General features: G+C 66.6%; 14 protein-coding genes and 2 pseudogenes. 6 read left to right on the top strand and 10 right to left on the bottom strand.

All coding sequences use genetic code 11. From position 1 onward, the window contains the following. Positions 1-7 precede the first annotated feature (7 nt). A pseudogene (locus CVUC_RS20145) lies at positions 8-91 on the top strand (hypothetical protein); the annotation flags it as partial. 51 nt (positions 92-142) lie between these two features. Here CVUC_RS20145 and CVUC_RS01050 read toward each other — a convergent pair. The 8 genes and pseudogenes from CVUC_RS01050 to CVUC_RS01025 form a co-directional block, all read right to left on the bottom strand. After that, complete coding sequence (locus tag CVUC_RS01050; RefSeq protein ID WP_096034179.1) at positions 143-1,075, bottom strand: DMT family transporter; 933 nt, start codon at positions 1,073-1,075, stop codon at positions 143-145. An 80-nt stretch (positions 1,076-1,155) separates the two neighbouring features. Beyond that, the gene (locus tag CVUC_RS19775) at positions 1,156-1,332 is read right to left on the bottom strand and encodes a hypothetical protein (protein WP_164468208.1); all 177 of its coding nucleotides are present in this window, start codon (positions 1,330-1,332) and stop codon (positions 1,156-1,158) included. Between the two features lie 171 nt (positions 1,333-1,503). Beyond that, positions 1,504-1,593 (bottom strand): annotated as a pseudogene (locus CVUC_RS20140) (hypothetical protein); the annotation flags it as partial. 147 nt (positions 1,594-1,740) lie between these two features. Then, complete coding sequence (locus tag CVUC_RS01045; RefSeq protein ID WP_096034180.1) at positions 1,741-3,117, bottom strand: M23 family metallopeptidase; 1,377 nt, start codon at positions 3,115-3,117, stop codon at positions 1,741-1,743. A gap of 259 nt (positions 3,118-3,376) precedes the next feature. After that, on the bottom strand, positions 3,377-4,072 hold the full coding sequence (gene ctrA, locus CVUC_RS01040) for a response regulator transcription factor CtrA (RefSeq protein WP_010920871.1): 696 nt from the start codon (positions 4,070-4,072) through the stop codon (positions 3,377-3,379). Between the two features lie 414 nt (positions 4,073-4,486). Next, on the bottom strand, positions 4,487-5,281 hold the full coding sequence (locus CVUC_RS01035) for a LytTR family DNA-binding domain-containing protein (RefSeq protein WP_096034181.1): 795 nt from the start codon (positions 5,279-5,281) through the stop codon (positions 4,487-4,489). Between the two features lie 41 nt (positions 5,282-5,322). Next, positions 5,323-5,649, bottom strand: a complete 327-nt coding sequence (gene higA, locus CVUC_RS01030) for a type II toxin-antitoxin system antitoxin HigA (protein ID WP_096034815.1) — start codon at positions 5,647-5,649, stop codon at positions 5,323-5,325. 26 nt (positions 5,650-5,675) lie between these two features. After that, positions 5,676-5,966, bottom strand: a complete 291-nt coding sequence (locus CVUC_RS01025) for a type II toxin-antitoxin system RelE/ParE family toxin (RefSeq protein ID WP_096034182.1) — start codon at positions 5,964-5,966, stop codon at positions 5,676-5,678. Between the two features lie 204 nt (positions 5,967-6,170). On the opposite strand from CVUC_RS01025, the gene CVUC_RS01020 reads away from it, so the two are divergent. The 4 genes from CVUC_RS01020 to CVUC_RS01005 are packed head-to-tail and all read left to right on the top strand — an operon-like array spanning position 6,171 to position 10,053. Continuing rightward, entirely contained in the window at positions 6,171-7,178 is a 1,008-nt protein-coding gene (locus CVUC_RS01020) for an alpha/beta hydrolase family protein (protein WP_096034183.1), read from the top strand. Between the two features lie 58 nt (positions 7,179-7,236). Further along, positions 7,237-8,571, top strand: a complete 1,335-nt coding sequence (gene fliI / locus CVUC_RS01015; RefSeq protein ID WP_096034184.1) for a flagellar protein export ATPase FliI — start codon at positions 7,237-7,239, stop codon at positions 8,569-8,571. Positions 8,572-8,573: 2 nt separating this feature from the next. Then, positions 8,574-8,993: a flagella biosynthesis chaperone FliJ gene (fliJ, locus tag CVUC_RS01010; protein WP_096034185.1), complete on the top strand. Its 420-nt coding sequence runs from the start codon at positions 8,574-8,576 to the stop codon at positions 8,991-8,993. A gap of 1 nt (position 8,994) precedes the next feature. Further along, entirely contained in the window at positions 8,995-10,053 is a 1,059-nt protein-coding gene (locus CVUC_RS01005) for an endo-1,4-beta-xylanase (protein ID WP_096034186.1), read from the top strand. Between the two features lie 154 nt (positions 10,054-10,207). Here the strand turns inward: CVUC_RS01005 and CVUC_RS01000 are convergent, their stop codons facing one another. Beyond that, positions 10,208-10,603 (bottom strand): hypothetical protein, encoded by a 396-nt coding sequence (locus CVUC_RS01000; RefSeq protein ID WP_096034187.1) that lies wholly within the window; start codon positions 10,601-10,603, stop codon positions 10,208-10,210. Positions 10,604-11,664: 1,061 nt separating this feature from the next. Here CVUC_RS01000 and katG point away from each other — a divergent pair. Continuing rightward, entirely contained in the window at positions 11,665-13,881 is a 2,217-nt protein-coding gene (gene katG, locus CVUC_RS00995; protein ID WP_164468209.1) for a catalase/peroxidase HPI, read from the top strand. A 242-nt stretch (positions 13,882-14,123) separates the two neighbouring features. Here the strand turns inward: katG and ilvD are convergent, their stop codons facing one another. Then, positions 14,124-15,977, bottom strand: a complete 1,854-nt coding sequence (gene ilvD / locus CVUC_RS00990) for a dihydroxy-acid dehydratase (protein ID WP_096034189.1) — start codon at positions 15,975-15,977, stop codon at positions 14,124-14,126. Positions 15,978-16,060 lie beyond the last annotated feature (83 nt).

The following is a 16,060-nucleotide window of genomic DNA, read 5'->3' as shown; positions in this document are numbered from 1 at the left end:
GCTATCCCTGTGTCATCCCGGCCGTAGCGTAGCGGAGAGCCGGGACCCAGGGGCGGTCCGCACGGCGTCTTGTCACCCCCTGGGTCCCGGATAGCCTCTTCGAGGCTTCCGGGATGACACGGCGTTTGTCGCTACGGGAACCTTAGCCCTGGCGGCTTCGCGCCCGTCCCGTGACCAGCACGATCCCCCCGCATACCAGCGCCAAGGCGGCGGCGTTCTTCCAGGCCAGCACCGGCTCGCGCAGGAACAACGCCGACAGCAGCACCCCGAACACCGGGATCAGGAAGTTGAACACCGCCAGCAGGCCCACGGGGTTGTGCTTGAGCAGCAGGCTCCACAGCGCAAAGGCGGCCGCCGACAGCCCGGCCATATAGGCCAGCAGCGCCAGCGAGCGGGCGTCGAACGCTTCCAGATGGCCGCCCGCCACCGCGCCGATCGCCAAGAGCACGCCGCCGCCGATGGCCAGCTGCCAGCCCGTCATCACCATCGGGTCGATCGTCTGGGAGATCGCCCGGCCCCAGATCGAGCCGGCGGCCAGCACGAAGGCGGCGGCGACCACAAAGCCCTCGCCCAGCAGACTGAACTCAAAGTCGAACCCCTTCCCGCCCAGGTTCACCGCCAGCACGCCGGCGAAACCCAGCAGACAGCCCATCACCTTGCGCGGCGTCAGCTTGTCATTGGGGAACAGGAAATGGGCCAGCACCACGCCGAAGAACGCGCCGGTGGCGTTCATGATCGACGACTTCACGCCCGTGGCGTGGGCCAGGCCGATATAGAAGAACACGTACTGCAAGGTCGTCTGGAAAACGCCCAGACCCATAAGGCGTCCGATCTGGGCGCGGGGCACGGCGATCGGCCTGCGGCTCGCCACCGCCAGAACCAGCAGGATCAGCCCCGCCGCGAAGAACCGCCAGCCGGCGAACAGCATCTGGGCGCCGGTGTCGGACTTGGCCACATGCAGCAGCGCATAGCCCGCCTTCACCGCCGGAAACGCGCTGCCCCATAAGAGGCAGCAGAACAGAGCCACGCCGACGACGAAGCGGCGGTTGCTGTAGAGGTGGGTGGAAGAGGGCAAGGCGCGGCCTGGAAAAGACATCGCCGCCCTGCGCGAGGCGGAGCGGCGATGGATGATCTTTGTGCCGGCGTTCTAGGCCCTTAGGCGGGTGGCTTCAACAGAGGCGCGACGGCGGCGCCCATGACGCCCAAGACTGCGAACAACGCGACGCCGGCGAACACGAGGATCGGGGTGAAGAAGAACAGGACCGCCAGGACAACAAGCAGCGCCCACGCCAAGTGCGTAATGACCCTGAGATCTTCGGCGAAAGCGCGCATCACCTGCTCCTCTGAGGCTCGAAATCTCGCACAGGTTGATCGCTCTGTAAACGCTACCGCGTCGAGTGGTTCAGGCGGCTATTGGCTTCTCCACCCTAGGGACTGTGCTCAATCAACGGAGATCATTTTCTTTGGCTGTAGTCGCGTTGAGGGCGGGCTCGCATGCGGAGGGAAATCCTCGTCCTTCGACAAGCTCAGGATGAGGATTTTGTGCGCGCCGACGCTGACAGTCGTCCTCACCCTGAGCTTGTCGAAGGGCGAGGACGCCTCCTGCGGCGCCATTAAAGCCGAACCCGTAACAGCCCTTCTTTTGCCCTCCCGACGGATAGCCTCTTCGAGGCTTCCGGGATGACGCGTTGTTTGGGCTTTGCGATATCGGCGTTTTCGCGCCCACAACTAAGCCAGTCCCTAGCGCAGACTGGTCTTGGCCTTCTCGATGTCGGCGGCGGCCAGCTTGGGGGTGTCCTCGTTGCTGACAGCCGCGCCGCCTTCAGCCAGCATCCGGTCGATGCGGGCCTTTTGCGAGCGGAACGAGGCCAGCTCCGCGCCCGCCAGGATGGTGCCTTGCGGCACCTTGGCGCCGATCGGATTGACCCGCTGCCCCTTCAGCCAGACCTCGTAGTGCAGGTGCGGGCCCGACGACATGCCCGTGGAGCCGACATAGGCCACGACCTGGCCCTGACGCACCCGCGTCCCCGGCTTGATGCCCTTGGCGTAGCGCGAGATGTGCGCATAGCCGGTGTCCCATTGGCCCGAATGGCGGATGCGCAGCCAATTGCCGTAGCCGGCCCAGCGGCGCGCCTCCAGCACGACGCCATCGCCGGCGGCCAGGATCGGTGTGCCCGTGCCGGCCCCGAAATCGACGCCCTGGTGAGCACGGTTGTAGCCCAGGATCGGGTGGCGGCGCAGGCCGAACTTCGAGGTGATCCGCGCGCCGTCGACCGGCGTGCGCAGCAGGAAGCCTTTGATGTTCTTGCCGGTCTCGTCGAAGAACTGGCTGTTGCCGTTCTCACCCTTGCGGTCGAAGGCGTAGAACTTCTGGCCCTTGACCTCGGCATATTCCAGGTCGCCGGCCTCGATGGTGCGGCCGCTCTCGGTGACCTTGCGGTCGAAGATCAGGCAGAAGCGGTCGCCTTCCTTGATGTCGCGCGAGAAGTCGATCTTGTGCGAGAACAGTTTGGCCGCCTGGCTGATCACCGCCGGGGTGCCGCCGACATTGGCCACGCTCTCGTAGAACGAGCCGTTCATCTCGCCGCAGGCCACCTGCTGCTCGTCGCGGACCTCTTCTTCCATTTCGCGCAGGCGCAGGGCGCCGTCGAAGGTGCGCGAGACGGTCAGGGTCGAGGACGGGCTGGTGCGCATCGAAAGACCGACCAGGCGCGCGGGCCCCCGCTGGCTGCGGCGCTGGGCGACGGCGGCCTCGAAGGCCATGCCGGCCTTGATGTTGACGGTGTCGATGGCGCCTTGCAGCGTCGCCACGACCTGGCGGGCCTCTTCGGGCGCGACGCCGGTGCGCAGCACTGCGCCCTGCAGGGTCTCGCCGGGGCGGACCTTCACCTCGATGTTTTCGGGACGTTCAAAGCCGGGCTGAGCCTCGGCGCTGGCGAAGGCGATGTGCTGCAAGGCGACAAGAGCGGCGGGGTCCAGCGGCGCCTTGGCGAGGGGGGCGCTGGCGTCATCGGCAGTCAGCTTCCAGCCCAGGCCCAGAGCGGCCAGACCGGCGACCGCTGTGAAAACCCGCGGCGCCCAGCGCGTCGCGCTGCGTCGTGGATCGAATTCTTGCATCGGTCCCCCGTCGGTGTCGATGCCGCGTAAGCCAAAATGACACGGCTGGGAAGCCCCCCAGCAAGCGTTACGCCGGACCGTCTCGGCCCTTGCGCTCGGCGGAACGGACTATTCCGCGCCTTTGTCTTTTTGTCACGACCAAGGTTCCCGTTCGCGGGTAGGCGAAGCGTAACCTTATGGTTTCAAATAGAAAACGCCCACCTTTTGGGTGGGCGTTTCTGGGTGGGTTCTACAGATACGCTGCCTGAATTCCAACGACTCAGGCGGCGTTGACCTGCTCGTTCGGGTCGCGCAGCACATAGCCGCGGCCCCAGACCGTCTCAATGTGGTGCTTGCCGTGCGCCGAAGCGGCCAGCTTCTTGCGCAGCTTGCAGATGAAGACGTCGATGATCTTCAGTTCCGGCTCGTCCATGCCGCCGTACAGGTGGTTCAGGAACATTTCCTTGGTCAGGGTCGTGCCCTTGCGCAGGGAGAGGAGCTCCAGCATCTGGTACTCCTTGCCGGTCAGGTGAACGCGGTTGCCGTTCACTTCCACCGTCTTGGCGTCCAGGTTGACCACGATGTCGCCGGTCTTGATGACCGACTGGGCGTGACCCTTCGAACGACGGACCACCGCGTGGATGCGGGCGATCATTTCGTCCTTGTGGAACGGCTTGGTCATGTAGTCGTCGGCGCCGCCGGCGAAGGTCTTGACCTTGGTGTCGATTTCCGACGAGCCCGACAGGATCATGATGGGCGTGTTGATCTTCGCGACCCGCAGGGTGCGCAGAACATCGATGCCGCTCATGTCCGGAAGATTGAGGTCGAGTAGGATAAGATCGTAGTCGTAGATCTTGCCCAGATCGACGCCTTCTTCACCCAGATCCGTCGTATAGACGTTGAAGCCTTCAGACTTCAGCATCAGTTCGATGGTCTGCGCAGTCGCGCTGTCATCCTCGATCAACAGTACGCGCATGAGCCCCTCCACGCCAACACTGGCGTATTCGAACGTCTTTGGCGGGAGTCCGCCGGTGAAACCCTTCGGCCACTTTGCCGGAGAGTTAATTTAAGACTGGTTAATGGTGAATGTTTCCCGTCGGAGGAATGGTTAATCTGATTTGCGAATCGGGTGCAAGCCGCGTCGGAGCCCCTGAACACATTGGTCGCAGGCGTCGCAGGCGGGTGTTTTCAGCGTGCCATTTGGCCGCAAGAAATCGAGAAAATCGAGGCCTGGAAGGCGGTTCGAACGGCGTTACAGCGTTAAGAACCCTGGCGGCAGGTTCGCCTCACGGACGAAATCGCGGCGTTCTGTCGCGAGATTTTTCCAAGCCTTTCACACCTGATTTCACCGCGCGCCGCGCCCCGCCGCGACACCCGGTCGCGGAGGAATTTACTCCGCGTCGTCCGCCAGCCAGCCCGCCGCTCGCAGCTTGGCCACCGAGGCGCGGCTGACCGGGGCGGTCTCGCCGTCGACCAGCCTCAGACGCAGGTTGCGACCGTCACGCACGACGCCCGCAATCGCCCGCCGCGCCACCCACCAGGAGCGATGGGTCTGCAGCCCCTCAATCCCGGTCAGCATCGCAGTGACCCTGGCCAACGGCCCCATCTCCAGACGCGAGCCCTGTTCGGTGCGGATGCGGACATAGTGGTCTTCCATCCGCAGATAGAGGACGTTGCTGGTGTCGGCGCTGGGCGTCGCGTCGGACGGCGTTGACGCCAAGGATGGGATCACCGCCGGGCGCGCGGACGCCTGCCCGGCCTGTCGCGCCCGCAGGAAGTAGGCGCCCACGACCAGCGGCGTCGAGATCGCCAGGCACTGGCCAAACCACGCCGTCAGCGGCACCGCCTCGACCACGCCGGGCCAGAAGGCGATGGCGAACAGGCGCAGAGGCGCGCCCAGAAGCACCGTCCCCACCAGGATGACGGGGGGAAGCACCGCCCAGTCCGGAGTTCCCAGCCGCCGCGCCCCGGCGGTCCCCAGGCGTGTGAGCGTTCCGAACACCACCGTGCCAAACAGGATACTGCAGACCCAGTAGGCGACGCGCACCGCCGGCCCGTCGTTGAAGAAGCTGCCGAAGGGTCCCATCAGGCCGAGCAGGATTCCGATCACGACCGCCACCGACAGGTCGATCGTCCACTCGCGGGCCGTGCCCAGCAGGGGCGGCTTGGAAGCGTCTGCGCTCATGGGCGTCCTATAGAGCGTCGCTGGGCGCAGGCGCCAGAGGGTCAGGCGGCGGCTTCGTCGTCCGCGTCTTCGGCGCTATTGGCCTCGGCCGCGCTGACCAGGGCCAACTTCAGATCCAAGGCGTGGACCACACGCAAGATCGTGTCGAAACGCGGCGAAGCGCCGTCTTTCAGCGCCTTGTAGAGGCTCTCGCGCCCCAAGCCGGCCTTCTCGGCGACCTCGGCCATCCCCTTGGAGCGAGCGATCAGACCCAGCATGTGCTGGATATAGTCGGCGTCACCCGTATCGAAGGCGTCGGCCAGAAACACGGCGACCGCCTCGGCGTTGTCGATCTCTTCGACAGGATCAAAGCGAACCAGTTCAACCATGGGCTCCTCGTCCATCTCCACAGAGATCAAAGACTTCTCGCGATCATCTTGGCTTTTTCGATGTCCCTGGCTTGGGAACCCTTGTCGCCACCGTGCAGCAGAATGATCAACACATCGCCGCGTCGGACAAAATAGAGCCGATAGCCCGGTCCGACATGGATCCTCAGTTCGCCAACGCCCTCGCCGACTGTCCGAAAGTCTCCAAACAGCCCCTGAGCCAGACGCGCCAGCCGAGTGGAAATCGCCCGCCGCCCTTGCGGATCTCGCAAGCCGGCGCGCCAAGCCCTGAACGCAACAGTTTCTACGATCTCGATCATAGCTTTGTATCCGATCAGATACAATAGAAAGCATCACCCAAAACGTGAACATTTAGAGAACACTCTTTCGCGGCGATCGCAAGCTCAGTCCCGTTCGCCGGCCCGCGAACCCATTCGCCCATTCGCGCAGGAGCGCTGGCGGCGGCCGGAAGGCGCCGTCAAAGCAGCCTCATCGCTCATCTCAAAGGGACCACCCGGACCGCCATGTCGCTTCGTGCTCTTTTCGCCGCCGCCAGCCTCGCCGTCGCCGCTTTCGCCCCGCCCGCGCTCGCCGACAACGCCGGCTTCATGGTGCTGCGCCAGCCTCGCGCCGAGGGTCCGCCGGTCGAGGTCGGGATCTGGTATCCGACCAAGGCCACGCCCGCCTTCATGCCGCTGGGCTCGTGGGGCCACACGGTCGCCGCCGGCGCGCCGGTCGCCGGCGAGGCCCTGCCGCTGATCGTCATGTCGCACGGCAACGGCGGCTTCTTCGGCGGTCACGCCGACACCGCCCAGGCGCTGGCGGAAGCCGGCTTCGTGGTCGCCGCCCTCACCCATCCCGGCGACAACTACAAGGACCAGAGCCGCGCCACCGCCATGGCCGACCGCCCGGCCGCCCTGTCGTCGCTGATCGGCTGGATGCTGGAGGCCTCGCCGCTGAAGGCCAAGCTGGACCCGGCCAAGGTCGGGGCCTTCGGCTTCTCGTCGGGCGGCTTCACGGTGCTGGCGGCCGCCGGCGGCAAGCCGGACCTGGGCCTCGTTCCCGCCCACTGCCAGGCCCATCCAACCGACTACGCCTGCAAGCTGACCGCCGGCCGTCCCCTGCCCGCCGATGCGCTGACCGCCCCCTGGGTTCACGATGCGCGCATCAAGGCCGTGGTTTCGGCCGCCCCGGCGCTGGGCTTTGCGTTCGGCAAGGACGGCCTGAAAGGGATCACCGCGCCGGTGCAGCTGTGGAAGGCGGCCGATGACGAGATCCTGCCCGGCGACGCCTATGCCGAGTTCGTGCACCGCAACCTCAAGCGTCCGCACGACTATCGCGTCGTGCAGGGCGCCCGGCACTTCGACTTTCTGACCCCCTGCGAGACCGCGCCGGTCGGCGGGACCCAGATGCTGTGCGCCAGCGCGCCCGGCTTTGACCGCAAGGCGTTCCACCAGACGTTCAACACCGAGGTCGTGCGCTTCTTCAGCCACCAATTGGTCGCACCCACCAAAGCGGCTCCGAAGCGCTGAGTTCATTCCCGATTAACCACGTTGGCCGAGTCTGGCGCCTGCTGTTTCGGGAGCCGTCTTGCGTAGCCTCATCGCCGCCGTCGAACGTATCGATCCGCTGACCATCTATGGTCGGGTGGCCGCGGTGAACGGGCTGCTGATCGAGGTGCGCGGCGGCCTGACCCGCCTGGCGGTCGGCGCGCGGGTCGAGATCGAACGCTTCGGTCAGAAACCCCTGCCCGCCGAGGTGGTCGGCTTTCGCGAGACCCGCGCCCTGCTCATGCCCTTCGGCCCCGTCGAGGGCGTGGGTCCGGGCGCGGAGATCCGCATCGTGCCCGAAGGCGCCGTGGTCCGCCCGACCAAGGCGTGGCTGGGCCGGATCATCAACGCCTTCGGCGAGCCGATCGACGGCCTGGGCCCGCTGCCGCAAGGCGAGGTTCCCTATCCGCTGAAGACGCCCCCGCCGCCGGCCCACGCCCGGGGCCGGGTGGGCGAGCGCCTGGATCTGGGCGTGCGGTCCATGAACGTCTTCACCACCACCTGCCGGGGCCAGCGCCTGGGCATCTTCGCCGGCTCGGGCGTCGGCAAGTCGGTGCTGCTGTCGATGCTGGCCAAGGAAGCCACCTGCGACGCCGTCGTCGTCGGCCTGATCGGCGAGCGGGGCCGCGAGGTCCGCGAGTTCGTCGAGGAGACCCTGGGCGAGGAAGGCCTGCGCCGCGCCGTCGTGGTGGTGGCCACCTCGGACGAACCGGCCCTGACCCGCCGTCAGGCCGCCTACATGACCCTGGCGATCAGCGAGTACATGCGCGACCAGGATCAAGAGGTGCTGTGCCTGATGGACTCGGTCACCCGCTTCGCCATGGCCCAGCGCGAGATCGGTCTGGCCGCCGGCGAGCCGCCGACCACCAAGGGCTACACCCCCACCGTCTTCACCGAGCTGCCCAAGCTCCTGGAGCGCGCGGGACCGGGCCCGATCCGGCCCGACGGGACCACCGCCGCCCCGATCACGGCCCTGTTCACGGTGCTGGTCGACGGTGACGACCATAACGAGCCGATCGCCGACGCCACGCGCGGTATCCTGGACGGCCACATCGTCATGGAGCGGGCCATCGCCGAGCGCGGCCGCTTCCCGGCCATCAATGTTCTGAAGTCGATCAGCCGGACCATGCCGGGCTGCCAGCACCCCCACGAGCGCGACATCGTCAAGGGCGCGCGCCAGGTGATGTCGGCCTATTCGAACATGGAAGAACTGATCCGCATCGGCGCCTATCGCGCCGGGGCCGACCCCGTGGTCGACCGCGCCATCCGCCTGAACCCGGCGATCGAGGCTTTCCTCAGCCAGGATAAGGAAGAAGCAACCAGTCTCGATGACTCTTTCGGGATGCTGGGCCAGATCCTGCAGAGTGAGTACTGATCGTGACCAAGTGGGCCGCCTCGCTGATCCGGATCTCCAACCACGAGGTCGAGACGCTGCAGAAGCGTCTGGCCGAGATCACCGAACGGCGCATGGCCGCCGAGATGCGCGTCACCCTGCTGGACGCCGAGGCCGAGGCCGAGGCCAAGAACGCCGAGGGCGACCCCTCGGCCGGCTGGTACATGATCGGCTACCGCGAAGGCTACAAGCGCCGCCGCGCCGACATGCTGGTCCAGATCGAGCAGTGCCAGCAGGAAGAAGCCGGGGCCCGCGACGCCCTGTCCGAGGCCTTCGAGAACCTCAAGAAATACGAGCACGTCGCCGAGCAGGCCAAGATCCTGGCCGCCAAGAAGATGAACGCCTTCGAAGCCGCCCAGATGGACGAACTCAGCATCCGCCGCGCCGCCGTCGGCGGGCGGTAAGGTGTCACGGCTCACCCGCCGCAGCGCGATCGCCTCCGCCCTGGCGCTGAGCGCCTGCGCGCGTGAGGTGCAGAGCCAACCCATCGTCGACACGCCCCTGAAGTCGATCGCCTCGACCCCGGTCGGCGCCTGCCTGCAGCGCCACCAGCTGGACGATCCCGCCTTCGCCGCTCTGCTCACCCGCCACTACAGCCAGATCACGGCCGAGTGGGAAATGAAGATGGAGTACATCCTCCAGGACGACGGGCGCTTCCGGTTCGACCGCCCCGACGCCATCGCCGACTTCGCCCGCCGTCACGGCCTGCGGCTGCATGGCCACGCCCTGATCTGGTACAGTCAGGTGATGCCCGCCTTCCGCGCCCTGGACGGCCAGGGCAAGCGGTTCGCCGACGCCTATCGCAACTATATCCTGGCGGTCGCGGGCCGCTATCGCGGGCTGGCGGCCAGCTGGGACGTCGTCAATGAGGCGGTCGACGACAACGGCGTCGATCTGCGACGGTCGGCCTGGACCGACAATCTGGGCGTCGATGAGCACATGATCCTGGCGTTTCACCACGCCAAGGAGGCCGACCCCGACGCGGTGCTGTTCATCAACGACTACAATCTCGAGAACAACCCGACCAAGCGGGCGACCTTCCTGCGGATGGTCGAACGGCTCTTGAAGGCCGGGGCGCCCATCGGCGGGATCGGGACGCAGAGCCATCTGGGTCTGGACTTCACCCCGCCGGGGATGTGCCGGATCGCCCTGCGCGATCTGGCGAGCCTCGGCCTGCCGATCCATGTCTCCGAACTGGACATCTCCTTCGGCGACAAGCCGGGCGCCGCCCCCTTGCCGAAGCTGCTGAGCCGCCAGGCCGACCTCGCCCGCGAGCTGGCGGAGGCCTATATGGACCTGCCCCGCGCGCAGCGGTTCGCCTTCACGGTCTGGGGCGTGCGCGACCGGGACTCCTGGCTGCGCGGCGCGAACGGGGAACGCCCTTGGGAGCACCCCTTGCCCCTCGACGACGCCGGCCAGCCCAAGCCGATGTTCCAGGCCCTGGCCGAGGTGCTGTCGGGCTAGGCGGTGGGGAGCGCTCTGGCGTCGTGACCGAACACGACACTAGCCCGCCGCCGGCCGGGCCGATCATCGTACCAAGTGCTCGCCCTTTGCGGACTTGAGTCCTCCAACAGAAAGCCCCGCCGGCTCGCGCCGGCGGGGCTCTTCGACGCTTCAGCTAGCCCGCATCAAGCCACGCTTTTGAGAGCTCTGGCCCGCCTGAGACTTGGTTCGCGATGCTGATCAAAAACGGCTCAAGGTGATTGGCGAGCGCGCCGGGCGTCGGGACCAGCATCTGTTCCTCGGCCGGCATGTATCGCCAGAAGTGGCGCTGGTGCGGGTCAGCCATCATTTCAACCATCTCAGCCAAACCTGGGTCGTCCTCACCGCCAGCTTCGAGATAGGATCCGTACAGATCCTTGAGCTTGTGATCGAACTTGAACGAGGCGGAGCGACCTGAAAGGAAGGATTTGAAACCGAGCTCGAGCACGAAGCCGCCTAGCAGGTAAATCGCAGGTGAGTGGGCGCTGTGGACATCAGGCGATTCCACAGCGAGGTGCTTGATGCTGAGCATGAATGACCACGCTGTCTTCCAGCGCGATTGGGGTGTCTCTGTCATGGTTGTCTGTTCCAGGCGCCGATGCTTAGGAAGGGGTCCGGGAACGCCGACGAGGTATTGCTCGCCGGCGTTCCTCTAGATCCTTGACGGATCAGCCCTATCGACGCGGCCAGCGGCGGGTGTGACGGCGGACCGTCTCTTCCCGACCAAATCGGCGGCGACGATAGGTGCGGACGTTGATGCGGATGCGCATCGGCCCGTTCCCTTATCATCGGGGTTGAAGGGGCGGCCGGAAGGGTGCAACACTCGGTGTGTGAAGACAGAGGTTTGGCCTTCCGGCCGGGCTTCAGGGGCTCGGCTCTCGAAAGAGGGTCGAGCCCTCTTCATTTCAGTTCATCGCGGCGGCCGGCACCTCCCAAATCTGCGCCCTCCAAAGCGAGGGCGTTTCGCTACCGGCGGGGCCTCACACAACATTTTGTGGCTGAGGAGCCCCGTCAGCCCTGATATGGGGCCACGCTGGTGAATGACTCGTCAATGCCTGCACCCCAGAAAAGCATTAACAACCTGTGAACGGGCGCTATTTTCGTAGGCCGAGCAACGTTTTGCTCTAGCGAACTTTTTTCAAGGCCAAGTTCCTGGTCAGTGCTGACCTGCGGAACCATTCCGCATTGGCGCGCCGCGCGGTCGAATCTCAGCCCAAACTCGTCAAGAGCCTTTGGAACTTGACGGGTGCCTGCAGCTGCGAGGGGCCGGACCGCTCTGGGGTTCCCTGGGTTCGCCGCCGGAATTACGGTGTCGGAATTACGGGTGACGCCGCGACTCCAGAATCCACACCTCGTGTCATCCCGGCCGGAGCGCGCAGCGCGTAGAGCCGGGACCCAGGGGCGGCCCACACGGCGTTTCGTCACCCCCTGGGTCCCGGATAGCCTCTGCGAGGCTTCCGGGATGACACGCTTTTCAATTGCGAGGCGTCTCCCTCGGCCCTCCACCGCCCACAGAATGGTTTCCTCTATCCATCCGATAAGAACAATCAATTTTACCAATGACCAAAAAGAGCGGCTTCTAAGCGCGTCGGGGTGATGGAAACACCTGCGCGGAGGAACACGCCAATGGACGCCAAGGTCGAAGACAATATCGCGGGCAAATGCCCCATGGGCCACGGTCGTGGTCCCGCCAACCGGGACTGGTGGCCCCAGAGCCTGCGCCTGGAGGGCCTGAACCAGCACGCCCCGCGCTCCAATCCGATGGGCGAGGCGTTCGATTACGCCGAGGCGTTCAAGAGCCTCGACCTGGACGCGGTCGTCAGCGACCTGCACGCCCTGATGACCGACAGCCAGGAGTGGTGGCCGGCTGACTTCGGCCACTACGGCGGCCTGTTCATTCGCCTGGCCTGGCACGCCGCGGGCACCTATCGCATCACCGACGGCCGCGGCGGCGCGGGCGGCGGGCAACAGCGCTTCGCCCCCCTGAACAGCTGGCCGGACAACACCAATCTCGACAAGGCCCGCCGCCTGCTGTGGCCGATCAAGCAGAAGTACGGCGCCAAGCTGTCGTGGGCCGACCTCTATGTGCTGGTCGGCAACGTCGCCCTGGAGTCGATGGGCTTCAAGACCTTCGGCTTCGCCGGCGGCCGCGCCGACCAGTGGGAGCCCGAAGAGCTGTACTGGGGTCCCGAAAGCACGTGGCTGGACGACAAGCGCTACAGCGGCGAGCGTGAGCTGGACTCGCCCCTGGGCGCGGTCCAGATGGGCCTGATCTACGTCAACCCCGAAGGCCCGAACGGCAACCCCGACCCGCTGGCTTCGGCGCGCGACATTCGCGAGACCTTCGCCCGCATGGCGATGAACGACGAGGAGACCGTCGCCCTGATCGCCGGCGGCCACACCTTCGGCAAGGCCCACGGCGCGGGCGACGCCTCCCTCGTGGGCGTTGAGCCGGAAGGCGGCGCGATCGAGGCCCAAGGCTTCGGGTGGGCGAGCAAGCACGGCACGGGCAAGGGCCCCGACGCCATCACCGGCGGCCCGGAAGTGATCTGGACCCAGACGCCCACGCGCTGGAGCAACCACTTCTTCGACAACCTGTTCAAGTACGAGTGGGAGCTGACCCAAAGCCCCGCCGGCGCCAAGCAGTGGCAGGCCAAGAACGCCCCGGCCGACATTCCGGACGCCTTCGATCCGAACAAGAAGCACGTTCCGCGCATGCTCACGTCGGACCTGGCCCTGCGCTTTGACCCGGCCTACGAGAAGATCTCGCGCCGGTTCTACGAGAACCCGGACCAGTTCGCCGACGCCTTCGCCCGCGCCTGGTTCAAGCTGACCCACCGCGACATGGGCCCGATCGGCCGTTACCTCGGCCCGCTGGTCCCGAAGGAAGAGCTGATCTGGCAGGACCCGATCCCGGCCGTCGACCACCCGCTGGCCGACGACAAGGACATCGCGGCCCTGAAGGCCAAGATCCTGGCCACCGGCCTGTCGGTGTCGGACCTCGTCTCGACCGCCTGGGCCTCGGCCTCGACCTATCGCAAGTCGGACAAGCGCGGCGGCGCCAATGGCGCGCGGATCCGTCTGGCGCCGCAGAAGGACTGGGCGGTCAACAACCCGCCGGTCCTGGCCAAGGTGCTGGCGGCCCTCGAGGGCGTCCAGAAGGACTTCAACGCTTCGGCCGGTGGCGGCAAGAAGGTCTCGCTGGCCGACCTGATCGTGCTGGGCGGCGCGGCGGCCATCGAAAAGGCGGCCAAGGACGCCGGCACCAGCGTCACGGTGCCGTTCGCGCCGGGCCGCATGGACGCCTCGGCCGAACAGACCGACGCAGCCTCGTTCGACGCTCTGGAGCCCCGCTCGGACGGCTTCCGCAACTATCGCGGGCCGGGCAAGCACTATATGGCTCCGGAAGAGGCCCTGGTCGACCGCGCCCAGCTCCTGGGCCTGTCGGGTCCGGAACTGACCGTGCTGGTCGGCGGCCTACGCGTGCTGGGCGCCAATGCCGGCGGCTCCAAGGACGGGGTGTTCACCAACCGCCCCGGCGTGCTGAGCAATGACTTCTTCGTCAACCTGCTCAGCATGGACACGACCTGGAGCCCGACGGCGGCCAACGCCTTCGCCGGCCATGACCGCAAGTCGAGCCAGCCGCGCTGGACGGCGACGCGCGCGGACCTGATCTTCGGCTCCCACGCCGAACTGCGGGCCCTCGCCGAGGTCTATGCCTGCGCGGACTCGCAAGAGAAGTTCGTCTGCGACTTCGTCAGCGCCTGGAACAAGGTGATGAACGCCGACCGCCTGGATCTGGCGGCTTAGGATCTAGCGACTGAAGATGGAAAGGCCCCGGCGGAAACGCCGGGGCCTTTTTCACGCTAGAGCGTTTCACGACCTGACTGCGCCAGGCCGTGAGCTCTAGTCTTTTGTTTTGGCGCATTTTTCTTCACGCGAACCGGGACCACTTCGCTCGAAAAATGCTCTAGGCTCCACTCATCTTCTGTCGTCATCCCGGCCGGAAGCCTCGCAGAGGCTATCCGGGATGACACGGTTATGGGTGTCGCCTACCCCCGCTCGATCTGGCTGACGTCGCGCACCGCGCCGCGGGCGGCGTTGGTGGTCATGGCGGCGTAGGCGCGCAGGGCGGGGCTGACCTCGCGCTGGCGATCCTTGGGCGTCCAGGCGTCCTTGCCGCGCGCCAGCTGCGCCTCACGACGGGCGGCCAGCACCTCGTCGGAGACCTCCAGCGTGATCCCGCGCGTCGGGATGTCGATCAGGATCGAGTCGCCGGTCTCCACCAGGGCGATCAGGCCGCCCTCGCCGGCTTCGGGCGAGACGTGGCCGATCGACAGGCCCGAGGTGCCGCCCGAGAAGCGGCCGTCGGTGATCAGGGCGCAGGCCGCGCCCAGGCCCTTCGATTTCAGATAGGTGGTCGGGTACAGCATCTCCTGCATGCCCGGCCCGCCCTTGGGGCCTTCGTAGCGGATGACCACCACCTCGCCGGCCTTGACCTGACCGCCCAGGATGCCGCTGACCGCCGAGTCCTGGCTTTCAAAGACGCGGGCCGAGCCCCGGAAGGTCAGGATCGACTCGTCGACCCCGGCCGTCTTCACGATGCAGCCCTCAGGCGCGAGATTGCCGAACAGGACCGCCAGGCCCCCGTCCTTGGAGAACGGGTGCTCGACCGAGCGGATGACGCCGTTTTCGCGATCCAGGTCCAGCTCCTCCCAGCGGGCGGCCTGGCTGAAGGCGACCTGGGTCGGCTTGCCGCCCGGCGCGGCCTTGAAGAACTCGTGGGCGGTCTGGCTGTTGGTGCGGCCGATGTCCCAGCGGGCCAGGGCCTCGGCCATGGTGGGAGCGTGGACGGTCGGCTGGCTGGCGTCGATCAGGCCGCCGCGCTCCAGCTCGCCCAGAATGGCCATGACGCCGCCGGCGCGGTGGACGTCCTCCATGTGCACGTCGCTCTTGGCCGGGGCCACCTTGGAGAGGCACGGCACGCGGCGCGACAAACGGTCGATGTCGGCCATGCTGAAGTCGATGCCGCCCTCATGCGCGGCGGCCAGCAAGTGCAGCACGGTGTTGGTCGAGCCGCCCATAGCGATGTCGAGACTCATGGCGTTCTCGAACGCGGCGCGGGTGGCGATGCCGCGCGGCAGGGCGGTCGGATCCTCCTGCTCGTACCAGCGCTGGCAGAGGTCCACGACCACACGGCCGGCTTCCTTGAACAGCGCCTCACGGTCGGCGTGGGTGGCCAGCACCGAACCGTTGCCGGGCAAGGACAGGCCCAGGGCTTCGGTCAGGCAGTTCATCGAGTTGGCGGTGAACATGCCCGAGCATGAGCCGCAGGTCGGGCACGCGGCCTTCTCGATCGCGGTCACTTCTTCGTCGGAATAGCTGTCGTCGGCGGCCACGACCATGGCGTCCACCAGGTCCAGCGCCCGGATCTTGCCCTTCACCGTCACCTTGCCGGCCTCCATCGGCCCGCCCGAGACGAAGACCACCGGGATGTTCAGGCGCATGGCGGCCATCAGCATGCCGGGGGTGATCTTGTCGCAGTTGGAGATGCAGACGATCGCGTCGGCGCAGTGGGCGTTGACCATGTACTCGACGCTGTCGGCGATCAGGTCGCGGCTGGGCAGCGAGTACAGCATGCCGCCGTGGCCCATGGCGATGCCGTCGTCGACGGCGATGGTGTTGAACTCCTTGGCCACGCCCCCGGCCGCCTCGATCTCGCGGGCGACCAGCTGGCCCAGGTCCTTCAGGTGCACGTGACCCGGCACGAACTGGGTGAAGCTGTTGGCCACGGCGATGATCGGCTTGCCGAAGTCCTCGTCCTTCATGCCGGTGGCGCGCCAGAGGCCCCGGGCGCCGGCCATGTTGCGGCCATGGGTGGTGGTGCGTGAGCGATAGGGAGGCATGGGGTCAATCCAATGTCGGTCGTAAGGTCTTTTACGCGAGGTCGGATCGATCGAAAAATATATTAATCGGCGGCGATTAAGTC

This window comes from Caulobacter vibrioides (assembly GCF_002858865.1).
Lineage (GTDB): Bacteria > Pseudomonadota > Alphaproteobacteria > Caulobacterales > Caulobacteraceae > Caulobacter > Caulobacter vibrioides.
This window is presented reverse-complemented; position numbering and strand designations above follow the sequence as displayed.